The sequence below is a fragment of the Sphingobacterium hotanense genome, from assembly GCF_008274825.1.
In the GTDB taxonomy this organism is placed as follows: Bacteria; Bacteroidota; Bacteroidia; order Sphingobacteriales; family Sphingobacteriaceae; genus Sphingobacterium; species Sphingobacterium hotanense.
In genome coordinates, this window is sequence record NZ_CP030848.1 from 1,737,815 (window position 1) to 1,754,846 (window position 17,032).

At 40.6% G+C, this 17,032-nt stretch carries 16 protein-coding genes; 15 read left to right on the plus strand and 1 reads right to left on the minus strand.

Going from position 1 to position 17,032, the window contains the following annotated elements; translation table 11 throughout:
* Positions 1 to 379: 379 nt before the first annotated feature.
* Together DSM08_RS07120 and DSM08_RS07125 are read left to right on the plus strand one after the other, a co-directional pair.
* Positions 380 to 571, plus strand: coding sequence for a hypothetical protein (locus DSM08_RS07120; protein ID WP_149525510.1), 192 nt, complete (start codon positions 380 to 382; stop codon positions 569 to 571).
* Between the two features lie 29 nt (positions 572 to 600).
* Positions 601 to 2,526, plus strand: coding sequence for a fimbrillin family protein (locus tag DSM08_RS07125; protein ID WP_149525511.1), 1,926 nt, complete (start codon positions 601 to 603; stop codon positions 2,524 to 2,526).
* Between the two features lie 232 nt (positions 2,527 to 2,758).
* Here DSM08_RS07125 and DSM08_RS07130 read toward each other — a convergent pair whose 3' ends face one another.
* Complete coding sequence (locus DSM08_RS07130; RefSeq protein ID WP_149525512.1) at positions 2,759 to 3,370, minus strand: Crp/Fnr family transcriptional regulator; 612 nt, start codon at positions 3,368 to 3,370, stop codon at positions 2,759 to 2,761.
* A 270-nt stretch (positions 3,371 to 3,640) separates the two neighbouring features.
* Between DSM08_RS07130 and DSM08_RS07135 the strand changes: the two genes are divergently transcribed.
* The 13 genes from DSM08_RS07135 (at position 3,641) to DSM08_RS07190 (ending at position 16,980) form a co-directional block, all read left to right on the plus strand.
* Positions 3,641 to 4,117, plus strand: coding sequence for a c-type cytochrome (locus DSM08_RS07135; protein ID WP_149525513.1), 477 nt, complete (start codon positions 3,641 to 3,643; stop codon positions 4,115 to 4,117).
* A gap of 38 nt (positions 4,118 to 4,155) precedes the next feature.
* Positions 4,156 to 6,144: a Sec-dependent nitrous-oxide reductase gene (gene nosZ / locus DSM08_RS07140; RefSeq protein ID WP_149525514.1), complete on the plus strand. Its 1,989-nt coding sequence runs from the start codon at positions 4,156 to 4,158 to the stop codon at positions 6,142 to 6,144.
* Between the two features lie 11 nt (positions 6,145 to 6,155).
* Positions 6,156 to 6,752 (plus strand): hypothetical protein, encoded by a 597-nt coding sequence (locus DSM08_RS19120; RefSeq protein ID WP_246172516.1) that lies wholly within the window; start codon positions 6,156 to 6,158, stop codon positions 6,750 to 6,752.
* A gap of 2 nt (positions 6,753 to 6,754) precedes the next feature.
* Positions 6,755 to 7,204 (plus strand): nitrous oxide reductase accessory protein NosL, encoded by a 450-nt coding sequence (locus DSM08_RS19125; RefSeq protein WP_223110878.1) that lies wholly within the window; start codon positions 6,755 to 6,757, stop codon positions 7,202 to 7,204.
* 10 nt (positions 7,205 to 7,214) lie between these two features.
* Complete coding sequence (locus tag DSM08_RS07150; protein ID WP_149525515.1) at positions 7,215 to 8,465, plus strand: nitrous oxide reductase family maturation protein NosD; 1,251 nt, start codon at positions 7,215 to 7,217, stop codon at positions 8,463 to 8,465.
* Positions 8,462 to 9,199 carry an ABC transporter ATP-binding protein gene (locus DSM08_RS07155; RefSeq protein WP_149525516.1) on the plus strand — a complete coding sequence of 246 codons (738 nt, stop codon included), beginning with the start codon at positions 8,462 to 8,464 and terminating at the stop codon, positions 9,197 to 9,199. The genes DSM08_RS07150 and DSM08_RS07155 overlap by 4 nt, the downstream gene beginning before the upstream one ends.
* Positions 9,192 to 9,959, plus strand: a complete 768-nt coding sequence (locus DSM08_RS07160; protein ID WP_149525517.1) for an ABC transporter permease subunit — start codon at positions 9,192 to 9,194, stop codon at positions 9,957 to 9,959. Before DSM08_RS07155 ends, DSM08_RS07160 begins: the two co-directional genes overlap by 8 nt.
* 30 nt (positions 9,960 to 9,989) lie before the next feature.
* Positions 9,990 to 10,955 (plus strand): DUF542 domain-containing protein, encoded by a 966-nt coding sequence (locus tag DSM08_RS07165; RefSeq protein ID WP_149525518.1) that lies wholly within the window; start codon positions 9,990 to 9,992, stop codon positions 10,953 to 10,955.
* Positions 10,956 to 10,986: 31 nt separating this feature from the next.
* Complete coding sequence (locus DSM08_RS07170; RefSeq protein WP_149525519.1) at positions 10,987 to 11,772, plus strand: FixH family protein; 786 nt, start codon at positions 10,987 to 10,989, stop codon at positions 11,770 to 11,772.
* A 68-nt stretch (positions 11,773 to 11,840) separates the two neighbouring features.
* Positions 11,841 to 13,850 (plus strand): TonB-dependent receptor plug domain-containing protein, encoded by a 2,010-nt coding sequence (locus tag DSM08_RS07175; RefSeq protein WP_187774001.1) that lies wholly within the window; start codon positions 11,841 to 11,843, stop codon positions 13,848 to 13,850.
* A 188-nt stretch (positions 13,851 to 14,038) separates the two neighbouring features.
* A complete protein-coding gene (locus DSM08_RS07180; protein WP_149525521.1) occupies positions 14,039 to 16,153 on the plus strand; it encodes a ribonucleoside triphosphate reductase in 2,115 nt (704 codons plus the stop codon).
* Positions 16,137 to 16,322 carry an anaerobic ribonucleoside-triphosphate reductase gene (nrdD, locus tag DSM08_RS19360; protein ID WP_149525522.1) on the plus strand — a complete coding sequence of 62 codons (186 nt, stop codon included), beginning with the start codon at positions 16,137 to 16,139 and terminating at the stop codon, positions 16,320 to 16,322. The genes DSM08_RS07180 and nrdD overlap by 17 nt, the downstream gene beginning before the upstream one ends.
* Positions 16,303 to 16,980 carry an anaerobic ribonucleoside-triphosphate reductase activating protein gene (locus DSM08_RS07190; protein WP_149525523.1) on the plus strand — a complete coding sequence of 226 codons (678 nt, stop codon included), beginning with the start codon at positions 16,303 to 16,305 and terminating at the stop codon, positions 16,978 to 16,980. The genes nrdD and DSM08_RS07190 overlap by 20 nt, the downstream gene beginning before the upstream one ends.
* Positions 16,981 to 17,032 lie beyond the last annotated feature (52 nt).

Sequence of the window (17,032 nt, forward strand, 5' to 3'; positions counted from 1 at the left end):
GTGTTAGTGTGTAGCTAGCGTAGGACCTAATCCTGCGCTAGCTTTCGTTTTTACTGTCTATTTGACAAGCATAATGCGATTTTAATTCGCAAAAAACCTTGTAAAAAGGCATCAAATGATACAATTTAATCCCTCTCAACCTAATCTATCTTGTCATTTCAATAATCATATGGGACACAGGAGCTGTGTGCCTAATTACTAGAAGCTTGATTTTCAGTTTTATACTGTGAAGGGGGTGGACTTGTTCTCCTACAGCGTATATCTGACGTATATCCTATTGTATATCCTTAGTATAGAGGTATTCTTTCATATTCCGTCCATTATTGACATTTGACGCGATTTATCAGTTGAGTAAATCGCTTAAAATATTTAAAACACGATGGATAAACGTAAAATTTTAATCAAAGACTATGTTCCACCGCGCATAACGAGTGAAGAACTCGAACTGGAGTGTGGCGTTGCTGCTGCCTCAGCGACCATGCAGCCGGGTGGAGGACCGGAAATTTCGAGTCCCTGGGTGACCGAAGAAACCGAAGAAACAATTAACAAAGATTGGGGATTTTTTGACTAGCCATGAAAATGATTTCAATATTAAAAAATATGGGAGCATCGAGGATGTTCCTAACCTGCGCAGGACTATTAATTGCGGCTGTAATGCTAGGTTCATGTAGCAAAGAGAATTTTACCGGTAAAAGCGGAGACCCTAAATTGGTTATCAATGTTGCTGGTATTGTTGCACAGAGCCAACCGGCCACCAATAAAGCAGAGTCTGCCGTGGAGCTTGGTGGTATCTCATCGAGCAGTAAATCAAAACCATCTATAAAAGTAGGTCAATTTACGATGGATGTCCATACTTCTAAAGAAGAAATGGATTTGAATTTGAAACAGCCAAGCATTTTAAATAGTACTGCTAAAAATGTATCAAATAATGGTTCGTTGAGGAGTGCGGTTGTTAAGATGGACGACGGTGTAAAATACCGTGTATTACTTTTTAATACAACGACAAATCGCATGGAAAAAGCTGTTGTTGCCAGCGCGGGAGTAGCATTAGAGATTGATGTTTTCGAAGGCCAAACCTATAAATGGTATGCTTATTCTTATAATTCAAGCGATCAGGCTGATTTAGGGTCAATCGACCTAGAAACACCGAATATCTATTCACAGCCCGATATGCCCTTGTTGTATGCCAGTGGCGAGGTAACTTCCGTGCATGGATCCACGCCAATTTCAATTAACTTTCAACACCAAATGGCTCAGTTGAGAGTTGAAGTTGATACAAAAGGAATGTTTGCTGATATTGTCGATATTTCAGCCAACTATGCAGCAAATACGATTAAAGGTGGCGAGTTCAACTTGTTGACCGGCGCATTCCAAGGAAACCTTTATACCGATGAGAGTATTGGTTTACTCAATTTTACGAATAAAGATGCTGATTCTGAACAAGTAAAGGTGGCGAGTTATTATACGGCAGATGTCAATACGAAATCCTTTGAAGTTGAATTTTTTGATCTTAAAGTAAAATTGATGAATGGTACTACCGAAACACTTACAGAAAAATTCCCTGATGGTGGAACTGTTGTTTTTGGGGATTACACAGGCTCTAGCAAAGGAAAGATATTAAATGGCGTAATGAAAATGTGGAAGGTGTTTCCAAGAAAGACAATTTTGCATGTAGAGGGAAATTCTGCCTATAGCTATGGCGCGTCCGTTCCAACATTGGCTTCAGGTGCATTTTTAAGAAATCCGTATAATTTCGGACCTCAAAGTAATTATTTACGTGTGGATGGATTTAACCATGAGGTGATTTCAGTCGGTGCAGGAAAACTGCAGGCTCAACTAGCAAATCCTGCTACTTATCCAGATGTCGTTATTGCTGGAATGTTTTCTGGATTTAATGCTGCTGATTATGATGCGTTATATAATTACATCGAAAGAGGAGGAGTTGTCTTTTTAATGATAGAATCAACAGGTGTTAACGTGGAGAATTTTATGAGCAAAATATTTGGTACTCATATCGATGCTGTAATTCATGATGCTGCTGGAGCCATTCATAGAACGACTACTGAAGATGTTGATGTCTTAAATTACTGTTTTGGAGACGTCAGGAACGTCAACTGGGGGCAAGATGGATCACATACGCTGTACCTAGAAGGAATCCCCGAATCAGAAGTATTTATTTATTCATATCACTCACGAAACTATGACCCTCAACGTGGAGTGACAATGTTTCGGCATAAGACAAAGCATTTCTTTTATGTTGGAGATACCAGCTTTTTATCGTCCAACAAACCGAACGGCGAGAACAGTGGATCTTATATTTACTTTCCTTTCGCTACTACGACCGATGGACATGACTTTCCGGTTCCAAGGACTGCGTTTGGTCAGCATCCATATCCCGGATCCCTTGACTATGGCGTGTACAGTGGTAACTATTATACCAAGGTCTATAATTCTGTAATTTTCGCAAATGTATTTGCTCGATTGATCGCAACTTCCCATTATATGGGAATAAATAGAAATCCTTAGAGAATTTTATGTTCGCTGTAGCTTGCGAAAGACCTAGTCATTAAGCTACTTTTAGTCTTATTAAAATTGAGAGGCTACCCTAGCGAGTAGTCTCTCTTTATTCTTTAATTTGGCTCACAGATGTACTCAACTGTTTACGAGGTAGCCTCTATTAATACTTTTCCAAGAAGCTAGTGTAAAAAACTTCAAAACATTCTGCCGCCACGAATAACATGTGTTCGTGTTATCTCTTCTAATTAAGTCCATCGGCTGGGACAAATACTTTCCCTTTAATAATCTGCAAGATTTCCTTTCTTTCCATCTGCTTCATGGTCCGGATAATGGTTTCTACGCGCAAGCCTGTCATATTCGCAAGCTGTTGCCTCGTCAACATCAGGCGATGGCATTCCTGGCAGATCAATTGCCGATCTTCGTTCAATTTATGAATCAGCTTAAGCAAGATGTCTTCTGGTGCGAAATTACAAACGAGACTCGTTAAGAATTGCTTAAAATGGAGGTCCTTAGCGATTTTTTGTGCAAAGAATTGATAGAAGCTACTATATTCTTTTAAGATTTCTTTAAATCCATCTTTGCTAACCTTGATTAGTGTTGTGGGGGAGTCAGCGATAGCGGTAATTCCGTGAAGACCCTCGTCGAAAATGGCGACTTCACCGAATCCATCGTTTGCACAGGCCACCTTGTGGAGTACTTCGCGACCGTCGTCTAGAAAATTGCTCAGGCGAACTCGACCAGTAAGGATTTGATAGTAATAATTACAAGTACTATTCTCGTTGTAGATTACTTCTCCAGCATCAACATTCTTTTTGACTGCTCCTTTTTCCAAAAGTATTTCGATTGGAATCATAGTCTAAATGTTAGTGAAATAATAAGTTTTAACCAAAAATATCCACAAGTGGCCTTAAATCGACTGATTTGTATCAACTCATATTGTGATTAAAATCACAATATGCGGTATCACCCTCATTTATAAAGCGCTATGGTACTTTTTACCTGTTATGAATAGAAGTCTTTCGTTAAATATGATTGAACGCATAAAATCAATACTTCTTCTCCCGATACCTTTGTAATAACAATAATACATAGACCTCCTTAGAGGGCGGAAAACTGACAAACTATGAAAAAACTAATGGTATTTTGTTTGATGGCGATGTTTATCTACGCATGTTCATCAAACAGCAACGAGAGCAAAAAAGCAGAGTCTACTTCAGAGGTAAGTGCTCCTGCAGGCAATGACGCGAGTGCGTATGACGAACATCGCGGAGAAGGAAAGTTTACAAACGTTGAAATCGGCGAAAAGCTAGATCCAGCGATGGCTGCTCAAGGCAAACTAGTTGCCGATGTGAAGTGTGCATCATGCCACAAGATGAGCGATGAGCGTTTGGTAGGACCAGGATGGAAAGGCGTTACTGAACGTAGAAAACCTGAGTGGATCATGAACTTCGTTACAAATCCAGACCCGATGTTAGACAAAGACCCAGCTTTACAAGCGCAGTTAGAATTGTGTTTGGTGCGTATGCCGAATCAGAATATTACTGATGAGGAAGCTCGCCAAATTTACGAATACATGCGTGAGAATGATGGTGTCAAATAATCGATAGCACATTTTATTAACCCCAAATTCATAATATAATGGAATTTAAAAAGTATGTATTAGCAGGGTTGGCAGCGGTGACGCTGATGTCAACTTTCCAGTCCTGTAAGCCGAAAGGCGCAAGCGAAGCCGTAAGTGGCAATGCTGCCGAGAAAGCTTACGTTGCACCAGGGAAATATGACGAGTTTTACAACTTCGTTTCTGGTGGTTTCAGTGGACAATTAGCAGTTTACGGTTTACCATCAGGTAGATTGTTACGTGTTATTCCGGTCTTTTCGTTAGATCCGGAAAAAGGATGGGGATTTAGTGAGGAAACCAAACCAATGTTGGAAACATCACATGGAAATGTGCCTTGGGACGACTTGCACCACGTGCAAATCTCTAAGACTGACGGTGAATATGATGGTAAATGGGTATTTGTAAATGCGAATAATACGCCACGTATTGCTCGTGTAGATTTAACAACTTTCCGTACTGCGGAAATCCTTGAATTGCCAAATAGCGGTGGTAACCACTCATCGCCATTCATTACTGAGAATACAGAGTATGTAGTAGCAGGTACTCGTTTCTCTATTCCACCGGATGATAGAGACGGTGATGTGCCTATCAATTCTTATAAAAAGAATTTCCGCGGTACGTTAAGCTTTGTCAGCGTGAATAAAGACAACGGTAATATGGACTTGGCATTCCAGATTGAAACCCCTGGCGTGAACTACGACTTAAGTCGCGCAGGTAAAGGCAAATCACATGGATGGTTCTTCTTCTCGACTTATAATACAGAGCAAGCAAATACTTTGTTGGAAGTGAATGCTTCGAAAAACGATAAGGATTTTATTCTTGCCGTTAACTGGAAAAAAGCCGAAGAGTATTTGAAAGCAGGAAAAGGCAAGAAGGTTTCTAACTTGAAGTATGCACATAACAAGTACGATGAGAAATCTCATACTGCAAAGACTGAGTTCAAAACAGAAACGATCGTTTTAAATGCGGAAGAGTTAGAGGGCCTTTGTTACTATATTCCATGTCCTAAATCTCCACACGGAGTCGATGTGGATCCTACAGGTGAGTATATCGTAGGTTCTGGTAAACTAGCGGCTTTGATTCCTGTATTTTCTTTTGACAAAATGCAGAAAGCAATTGCTGGTAAAAAATTCGACGGACAATTCGGTGGTATTCCAATTATCAAATACGAAGAGGCGTTGTATGGTGAGGTTGAGAAACCAGGTTTAGGCCCATTGCATACAGAATTCGATGGTAAAGGAAATGCGATTACTTCGTTCTTCGTATCATCTGAATTAGTAAAATGGAACATCAAAGACTTGAAAGTTATCGACCGTGTTCCTACTTATTACTCAACAGGTCACTTGATGATCCCTGGCGGTGATACAAAAACTCCAGATGCGAAATACGTCGTAGCTTATAACAAAATCACCAAAGACCGTTATTTACCGGTAGGTCCTGAATTGTCACAAAGTGCACAGTTATTTGATATTTCCGGAGATAAGATGCAATTGATTCTTGACTTCCCGACGATCGGAGAGCCTCACCACGCGCAAGCGATGCGTGCAGATAAGATCAAAGAACGTGCGCTGAAGATTTATAAGATCGAAGAAAATGCACATCCTTATGCAGCAAAAGGTGAGAAAGAAGCTCGCGTCGAGCGAAAAGGAAATCAAGTCCATGTTTATTTAACATCCATTCGTTCGCACTTTGCGCCGGATAATATTGAAGGAGTTCAACTGGGCGATGAGGTTTACTTCCACGTAACTAACATAGAACAAGACTGGGATATGCCGCACGGATTTGCTGTAAAGGGTGCTAGAAATGGTGAATTGTTAATTATGCCAGGAGAGACTCAGACTTTGAAATGGGTACCGGATCGTGTTGGTGTATTCCCATTCTATTGTACAGACTTCTGTAGTGCATTACACCAAGAAATGCAAGGATATATCCGCATCTCTAAAAAAGGAAGTAATGTACCAGTGACATATAGTGTGGGTACTAATTTACCTGCGGAGAATGCTAACTAAAACCCCCAAAGATGAAAACTAACTACAACATGTCACCTTTGCACCGCTTCCTGATAGGGCTATGCGGGGTGGCTTTAGTAGCAGTCATCTTCTTACCTATTTGGCGTATTGAGCTGGATGCAGCTCAATACCCCGAAGGGTTAGAACTGCAAATTTACAGTAATAAGTTGGCCGGAGAAGTGGATATTATCAATGGATTGAACCACTATATCGGTATGAAAACACTTCATGCAGAGGATTTTATTGAGTTTACGGTACTTCCGTATATCATCGGAGTCTTTGCTGCATTATTCCTTTTTGTCGCAATCAGCAATAAGAGGAAAGCATTGTATTTCCTATTCTTTGCCTTCTTGCTTTTCGGAGTGGTGGCTATGGTAGATTTCTACATATGGGAATACAATTATGGACACAACCTTGATCCCAATGCTCCCATTAAGGTGCCGGGAATGTCCTACCAACCTCCGTTAATCGGCTATAAGCAGTTGCTCAACTTTGGAGCCTATTCCATCCCTGATATTGGAGGGTGGATCTTTATCCTAGTTGGTGTGATCATCGCTTATTGCACGGTGCAAGAATGGAGAAAATCAAAAAACACAAAACTAAATTAATTATGAAGAGCTGTAAGATTTTATTGCTATGCCTGAGTAGCCTAATGTTGCTGATGTTTGGATTGCAAGCTTGTCAAGGCAACAATGAACCTAAGCCGATTAAGTATGGATCGGATCAATGTGCGTATTGTAAGATGACAGTGAGCGATCCTCGTTTCGGCACACAGCTACTTACGAAGAAAGGTCGGGCCTATAATTTTGATGATGTTCAATGCATGGTCGCTTTCGTTAAAGAAAACCAAGTGAAGAAGGAAGATGTCGCGGTATTTTTCTTGCCGGATTATTTAACAAATAAATTGTTGCCGGCAGAGAAAATGTTCTATCTAAAAAGTGAAAAACTAAAGAGTCCGATGCGCGGAGATATTGCTGCCTTTAGCAATAACGCAGATTTGGAAAAAACAAAAGCCTCGGTAGGTGGGACTACCATGACATGGGACGATTTGTGGAAATAGTTTGAACAAGATGAAAAGCTTAGCCTTAAATATATTTAGTACAATGTTTGTTTATTTTATGGTAGCAGCGAGTTCTCATGCTGCTACCATTGAAATAGGCGTTGGAAAACGTGTGAAAACGATAAAAGAAGGGATTGCGTTGGCCAAAGAGGGCGATACTGTATTAGTGCATGCAGGCTTATATAAAGAAGGTAATATCGTTATCGACAAACCGATTACTTTCTTAGGAAAAGGGAATCCAACCCTGGATGGACAAAAGAAATATGAGCCTTTGTCTATCAAATCACATGGCGTCCTCGTCAAAGGATTCACATTCAAGTCGTCCGGACACTCATCGTTGGATGATATCGCTGGGGTAAAGATTTATAATACCTATGATGTCAAAGTGATAGACAACATTCTAGATGATAATTTCTTTGGGATCTACTCGCAGAACTGCAAGCGCTTAGAAATACGCGGAAATAAAATTCGTGCCTATGGAAAAGCGGAACAGCTGATCGGGAATGGTATCCACGGATGGAAATCTGACAGTTTGGATATCCAACAAAATGAGATTATCGGTCATCGTGATGGCGTGTACTTAGAATTCGTGACGCATACTCATGTATTGAATAACTTGTCGCAAGATAATCTTCGCTACGGACTGCATTTCATGTTTTCACATGATAATAGCTATGTAGGGAATACTTTCCGCTCGAATGGGGCGGGCGTAGCCGTGATGTACACCAAGAATGTACACATGGAGAATAATAGATTTGAAGAAAATTGGGGAGATGCGGCCTATGGTCTTCTCCTAAAAGATATATCCGATAGCCAGATTATTAATAACCATTTCGATAGAAATACCACTGGAATTTTTATGGAAGGATCCAATCGGATCCATCTTGAACAAAATAATTTTAAGGACAACGGCTGGGCAATTAAAATACAGGCAAGCTGCATGGACAATAGATTTAAAGACAATAATTTCATGCAGAATACTTTTGACGTAGCCACAAACGGATCCTTATCGCTTAACTATTTCGAGAATAACTTTTGGGACAAATATGAAGGATACGACCTTGATAAAGATGGGATAGGGGATATTCCTTTCCGTCCTGTTAGTTTGTTCTCTATGTTAGTGGAGCGCTATCCCTCGGCCATGCTACTGTTTAGAAGTTTTATGGTCACCTTATTTGATCGTACAGAGAAGTTATTACCAAGTTTAACTCCCGAGAGCCTCAAAGATGAAAAGCCTCGAATGAAATCGATGAAAGTATGATTCAGATTCAACATATCACAAAAGAGTTTGGAAAGCTCAAAGCATTGAACGATATCAATCTTCAGTTGGAAGGAGGAGAGTGTATCGCTTTGATCGGACCAAATGGAAGTGGTAAGACCACTTTGATAAAGACGATTCTAGGTATGGTTGTTCCGAGTGGGGGCAACATCCTTTTCGAAGGGCAGAATATCCAACAGAAGTGGATTTATCGGAACGAAATTGGGTATATGCCGCAAATAGGGCAATATCCTGAAAATATGACTATTGCTCAGGTTTTGGATATGATGAAAGATATCCGCAAGATGCCAGAGAGCGAGTTGGATTTGGAGCTTTATCATGCTTTTAATCTGCCATCACTGCTTGGTAAGCGAATGGGGACCCTATCGGGTGGTACCCGCCAAAAAGTAAGCGCCTGTTTGGCCTTTATGTTTTGCCCAAAAGCGTTAATTCTGGACGAGCCTACCGCAGGTCTCGATCCACTTTCAACCGAGATTCTGAAAGATAAAATCCAAAAAGAGAAGAATAAAAACAAGCTGATTATTATTAGTTCACATGTGCTTAGTGATTTGGATGATATGGTTTCACAAATCATTTATCTGCAAGATGGTCAATTGATCTTTCACAAAACATTGCAACAATTAAAAGAAGACACAGGCACACAAAAATTATCGAAAGCAATTGCCCAAGTAATGACTCTGCCAAACCACCCTAACAAAGGAGCTGTCCATGAATAAAATTATTCGATATGTATTCGTTGACCTATTGAGGAATAAGACTATCCTAGTCTACACGTTATTGCTGCTTGTGCTGTCGATTAGCGTCTACAGTATGGAGGATAACTATGAAAAAGGCTTGGTTAGCTTACTGAATATTGTGCTTTTTGTTGTTCCTTTGGTGAACATTGTGTTTACAAGTATTTACTTATATAATAGCGCCGAGTTTATTAACCTGCTTGTGAGTCAGCCTCTTAAGCGTACTCATATTTGGCTTAGTATATTTATTGGATTAGCAGGTGCTTTGACACTATCGTTTATCATTGGTGTCGCAGTGCCAACCTTCGTATATGCATTCAGCATATCTGGTTTAACATTGATAGGATGCGGTATATTGTTGTCGTTGATATTTGTGTCAATTGCCATGTGGACATCTGTATTGATAAGAGATAAGTCAAAAGGGATCGGACTTGCAATCTTATTATGGCTTTACTTCGGATTACTTTTTGACGCCTTAGTACTGTTTATGTTATTCCAGTTCTCGGATTATCCCATTGAAAATCTAATGGTCGCCTTGTCAATGTTCAACCCGATCGACATTAGCCGTATTCTGATTCTTTTGGAACTTGATCTATCGGCCATGATGGGATATACTGGTGCAATTTTCCGAGATTTTTTCGGAACAACAATGGGCATGGGGATTACGCTGTTTGTAATGCTATTATGGTGCATTATTCCTTTATGGCTTTCCCTTCGTTATTTCAAGAAAAAAGATCTATAGGATAATATAACGTGTTAAATTTTAAGTGCCATGATTATTTCTAATTTACTTGAGGTCTGCAATTTAACGACTCAGGAAAAGGTAAGAACCATATTTGAATGTTTTGATGCGCTCTCTGAAGGCGAATCGTTTATCATCAAGAATGATCATGATCCGAAGCCGCTTTACTTTCAACTATTAACGGAGAAAGGCGATGGTTTCCAATGGGAATATTTAGAATCAGGACCTCAAATTTGGCAGGTGAGGATTGGGAGGACCCATGTTTCCAAAGCTGAGGAAACAATTGGAGAGATCGCGGCGAAGGATATTCGGAATGCCTCGCTGTTAAGAAGTTTGGGTATTGATTTCTGTTGTGCTGGCAAGCAGACTCTTGCTGAAGTCGCCGCTTCCATTGATCTTACTGAAACCGAGCTTCAACTTAAACTAGCACAGGCGGCAAAAATTGAAGCGCCGACTAATTATCTTAACTTCGAGAGCTGGGAGTTAGATTTCCTAGCGGCATATATTAAAAATGTGCATCATTATTATATACGTGAGCATGGTCCCGTTATCAGTAATTTAGCGCACCGAGTTGCTATGGTACATGCTAGTGAGCAACCTGAGTTGGTCACTTTCGCAAAAGAAGTCGATGTATTTTTAGCTGACTTATATAACCACATTGATACGGAAGAAAAGCAACTGTTTCCCGGAGCACATAACTTAAGCACGCTCACTACTCAACATGCTTGTCAATTGGTCCAATACCTTCGTTATGGACATGGAGATTTAGGTGCCGAGTTGCGAGAATTGCGTAGGATTTCGAATAATTACGTGCCGCCGAAGAACGCTTGCTATTCTTATATTTCATTACATGCCCAGTTAAAGGCGCTTGAGAATGATCTGCTTCAGCATATTCATTTAGAAATCAACATATTATTTCCGAAACTTTTAAAAACTTATGATCCTCCTTTAGACTCAAAAACGATCTATGAGGATGAAGGCATAAGCAGCATTTAACAGCGATTAAAAACACAAAAAATATATTACAATGAAAAAGATAAGCTATCTCCTAACACTTTGCATGACGCTATTATTTATGGGGTCTTGTTCGAAAGATGATCCAATTGTGGAGATCGAAACAGATAAGCAAATTATTGCGAAGGTTACTTTAAGCAATGATGAAGAAATCACCCTCATGGGCGACAAAGATCTAACCGTCGGTTATCAAAGAATTTATATTCAACTTACGAAGGACGGCCGAGTACAGAGCTCTTCCAATATAAGTTTCTCCCCGATTATGGACATGGGAACCATGACCCACGGAGCGCCATCGAGTGCTTTAACATATTCGAATCAAACGAATAGTTTTGAAGGGTATGTCGTGTTTACCATGCCTTCTGGTGAGTCAGGTTCCTGGGAGATGAAATTCAAAGTAAATGGAGAAGAGATCAGTATTCCGATTGAAGTGAAAGCCGCGCCTACAGGCAATGTGCCGGTGAAGACTTTTACAGCATCAAATGATAAACGATACGTGATGGCACTGGTTGAACCAGCATTGCCAAAAATAGGATTGAATGATTTAGAAGTTATGATCTTCCAAAGGGAAACCATGTTTTCATTTCCCGAACAGAATGGATTAACACTAGACTTTGATCCCCAAATGACTTCCATGAACCATGGTTCTCCTAACAATATATCCCCGGTGGGTGCTGGCAACGGCCGTTACAAAGGCAAAGTGAATTTCACGATGACCGGTGATTGGAGATTGTTCTTCGATATCAAAGAGGGGACTACCGAACTAGGAAAAGATGTATTCCTTGATGTTCTCTTTTAACTAATGATAATCTGCGCCGAAGATTAGGCACAGAGTGGTTGTACCTCAATTCAAAGCTTATGAAACGCATGCGATATATATTATTTTTAAGTGCATCGGCACTAAGTTTTAATGCGCTCGCTCAACACCATCAGGAGCAAGACTCTCTAAAACATGTAGAAATAGAAGAAGTCGTAGTGACGAGCCAGGTTGGCGTGAATAAGCAACTTGAAAAGGAACAGCGCGCTTCCAAGCAAGCAAATATCGATCAGTTGTTGGACAGAATTGCCGGTGTGCAGATGATTCGGAGGGGCGCTTATGCTTGGGAACCAACCATACGTAGTCTCAACGCAGCGCAGATTAATTTAAGTATTGATGGTATGGCAATTTTTGGTGCATGTACAGACCGGATGGACCCGATCAGTTCATATATCGAGCCTAGCAACCTTCAACAAATAAACGTCAATCTGGAGCCTTCCTTTAATAATTATGGTGCAGGTATTGCCGGCGGTGTTAATTTTAAATTGGCTACCCCTGAGTTATCGCAACATCCAAAATTAAGCGGGATGCTCGGAACTGGCTTTGAAACGAATGCCGAGGCTATTCAAACCTTAGCTTCTTTACAATACAGCACTGACCGCTATGGTATTTTGATCAACGGGATATTCAGAAAGGCACATGAGTATCGGGCAGCAAATATGCAGGTCATTCCTCACTCGCAATTCCAAAAATGGAACGGATCATTGGCGTTCAAATATAAGATAAACGATCGCAACCAGCTCACTGCTCAATATCTAGCTGATTACGGACAAAATATAGGTTATCCTGCTTTAACTATGGATGTCGCCTATGCAAATGCGAACATTGCGTCAATAAGCCATGTTTATTCTATGAAATCGACCGGAACAGATCTTCGCAGTAAAGTATATTTTAATCACATCGACCATGCGATGGATGATACTAAGCGTCCGGCCGAAAGCGTTCCGATGCATATGGATATGCCAGGCGTTTCTTGGACTGCTGGATTTTATAGTGAAACCTCTTTTCAAAAGGGTAAGCATTATTTACAGGCTCGTGCAAGTGGTTATGTTAATAGATTGACCGCTAACATGACGATGTATCCTACACAAGGAAGTCCAATGTTCATGTATACCATTCCCGATGCACAACGCAATAATGTCAGCTTAGATATTTCTGACAAGCTCGCTTTTTCCGAACATTGGGGACTCGATCTATTAGGGAATTATAGCTTCTCACATTCGAAGCTTTATAGCGAACAAGGGGAGGCGCAGCTATCAGGAATGAAAGATGGAAATCTAGATCGGGGCAATCACTTAGCGAATATGAGTCTGATGGGGCATTATCAGCCCAGCGCTCATTGGCATTGGATGGCTAAAGTAGGATATGCTACTCGAAGTGCGAGTCTACAAGAATATTATGGTTTTTATTTATTCAATCGCTTAGATAACTACGATTACTTGGGCAATATGGATCTCAAAACCGAAAAAGCTTTACAAGCAAGTTTGGGAATGAGTTACCAATACGCTTGGATGCGACTTGAAGCGACTGCCTACAATTATTTCTTCAAAGATTACATCGCTGGCGCCATCAATAGTGATTTTCAAGTGATGACCATAGGTGCCACAGGATTAAAGCAATATGCTAATCTACCTTCTGCGAATATTGTCGGTGCTGAGTTTGCCTTACGTCTAAAACCTTTTAAATATTTAGAGTGGATCTCTACGATCGCTTATACTGAAGGGATAGATAATAGCAACAATTCACTTCCATTGATTTCACCTTTTACTAATAACAATAACCTCCTTCTGAACTACAAAGGATGGACCGGACAGGTTGAATTGGCATATTATGCTGCTCAAAACAAAGTGAGCCCTGAAGTTTATGGCGATACTCACACGCCGTCTGCGACTTTATTGAACGCGGGGTTGCGAAAGACCTTCAAGCTGAAGCAACATCGACTGACCAGTAACATTCGCGTGGAGAATATCTTCGATCGCCACTATTACCGACATCAAGATATTATGAAAATAGCGAGACCAGGACGAAACTTTGTAGCACAGATAAGTCTATCGTTTTAAGCATTTTCTATTCTTGATATTCCCCTTGGCTATCAATATTGGCCAATACTTTTTGCTTAGATTTTATTTTGCTGAAAGTTTTTTAGAAAAAAATGAATATGTGTTTTGTGTCATTTTAATTCTGCGTACTTCTGGGTAGCTTTAGGTAAATCCTAAAAATTCTTGCTCTTAAAACTCAAAATTGTGATATGAAAGACGTAATTAAACGAGACGGTTCCTTAGAGAAATTTCAGCCATTTAAAATTGAAGACGCGATCAAGAAAGCCTTTCAGTCGGTGTCCATTCCTTATGATGAGGAGATCATGGAATCTGTACTTACTGATATCGGACAGTCTGCGCTCGTGGATGTTGAAGATATACAAGACGTCATTGAAAAGAAGCTCTATGTGGGCGGTTATTTTCAGGTTATGCGCTCCTTTATGCTTTTTCGACATACGCGTAAGTTGCAACGCGAGCATATCGATCGATTTGTAGATTCAAGTACTTACGTCGATAGCAGCCATGCCGTCGAGGAGTATATTTATCAGAATGATTGGCGAATCCAAGCGAATGCGAACAATTCATTTTCTAACGCCGGTTTGGTCAATAATACGGCAGGTAAGATTATCGCAAATTATTGGTTAGATAAAGTTTACAATAGGATCGAAGGCCATGCACATCGTAATGCGGATATTCATATCCATGATTTAGACTGCCTAACGGGCTACTGCGCTGGTTGGAGTCTGCGTGTACTGCTCGACGAAGGCTTTAATGGTGTTCGTGGGCGTGTCGACAGCAGGCCTCCCTCACATTTCCGGGAAGCATTAGGGCAAATGGCTAATTTCTTAGGTATTTTACAAAGCGAGTGGGCCGGTGCGCAAGCATTTAGTTCGTTTGACACTTACTTAGCGCCGTACGTATTCAAAGACCGATTAAGTCAGATCGATGTGAAGAAAGCGATCCGCAGCTTTGTATATAATTTAAATGTACCAGCTAGATGGGGTCAATCACCATTTACCAATATTACGCTCGATTGGAATGTTCCTCAAGATTTACAAGATCAAATTCCGACGAAGTCAGGCATCCATTTATTCCTTGGCTTGCAAGACAAGGAACTAAATAAGTTTGCCGCCGAACGAGGCGCAGCTAATTTAGAAGATTTGACCTATAAGCATTTCCAAAAGGAAATGAATATGATCAACAAGGCTTATTATGAAGTGATGACGGAGGGAGACGCGAATGGACAACCTTTCACTTTCCCGATTCCAACAGTCAATATTACCGAGGATTTTGATTGGGAGGGTGAAAATGTAGAAATCTTATTTGAGAATACAGCAAAAATTGGCTCTTCTTATTTTCAGAATTTCATCGGTAGCCAATATATCTTAAATGATGCAGGCGAGCGGGTTGAAAATCCTGATGCATACAAACCAAACGCGGTTCGTAGTATGTGTTGTCGTTTGCAGCTCGATTTACGAGAGCTATTGAAGCGAGGAAATGGGCTGTTCGGGAGTGCCGAAATGACGGGCAGTATAGGTGTGGTTACTATCAATATGGCAAGGCTGGGCTATCTTTATAAAGGTAAGCCTAAGGAATTGTATGAACGGTTGAACGAGCTCATGGAGATCGGAAAATCTACCTTAGAGAAGAAACGTAAGTTTGTACAAGAGATGTATGACAACGGACTATATCCATATACCAAGCGCTATCTCCCTCATTTCCGGAATCATTTCTCTACCATCGGTGTCAACGGCATGAATGAGATGATCCGTAATTATACGGACGACCAAGAGAATATCGTATCGCCATGGGGAAAAGAGTTTGCTAGCAACGTATTAGATTTCATCCGAACCCGACTTAGGGAGTTTCAGGAAACTACGGGTAATCTCTATAATTTGGAGGCGACACCGGCTGAGGGCACGACCTATCGATTTGCAAAAGAAGATAAAAAACGCTTTGACGATATTCTGCAAGCAGGGACGCATCCACAGATTTATTATACCAATAGTTCACAGTTGCCAGCCGATCAGACTGATGATCCGTTTGAAGCTTTGCTATTGCAAGATGATTTGCAGTGTAAATATACAGGCGGTACAGTACTGCACCTTTATATGCGCGAGCGAATCAGTACCTCGGAAGCATGTAAAGAGTTTGTGAAAACCGTATTAACGAACTTTAAACTGCCATATATTACCGTGACACCGGTGTTTAGTGTATGCCCTAAACATGGTTACCTGAATGGACAACATGAATATTGTCCGCAATGCGATGAAGAAATTATCAATAAACATAAATTAGATATCACACATGAAAATTTTGAATGATGAAAGACAGCAGGTGTTGCAGCAACATCAGCAAGAGCGTAGTAAATGTTTAGTTTATACACGCGTCATGGGATACCATCGTCCTGTAGAAAGCTTTAACATTGGAAAGCAAGGGGAACATAAGGAGCGAACCTTATTCTGTGAGCAACATGGCAAAGCCGCTATTTGATATCACCCCCTTCACCTTACTCGATTATCCTCATAAAGCAGCCTGCATCTTTTGGTTTGTAGGCTGCAATATGCGTTGTCAGTATTGCTACAACCCTGATATTGTTTTTGGAAAAGGGAAGATTAGTGTGGAAGACGCAATATCATTTTTGCGGTCGCGGAAAGGCCTTTTGCAAGCCGTGGTGCTCAGCGGGGGAGAGTGTAGCATACATAAAGACGTAAAAACCATTGCCCAAAAAGCAAAGGATCTTGGTTATTTAGTCAAGATCGATACAAACGGAAGCAGTCCTAAGACGCTGTCAGCGCTTTTAGATGATGATCTTATAGACTATGTTTCCTTAGATTTAAAGGCTTTGGAAGCTGACTTTAGAGCCATTACAGCCGCTAGTACTTTCCATGCCTTTGAGGAATCCTATCGTATTCTTCAATCCTCCAACATTTCTTTTGAAGTGCGCTCTACCGTTCATTCTGCACTGCACAGCCGTGCAAACATCGAAGCGATGATCGAATACCTATATGAACTGAACTATCGTGGAACTTACTACCTGCAAGTCGCATTGAACAATGTAAGGACAATAACAGACCTGCCAGATTCTACCTACAACATCGCTAATTTGAACTTCGAGACTACGAAACTTCCGGTTGTCATTCGTGGTTGAGCTTCTTAGAAAATCATTAGAATATTAGTTATTTAAAATAATTATAAATAAA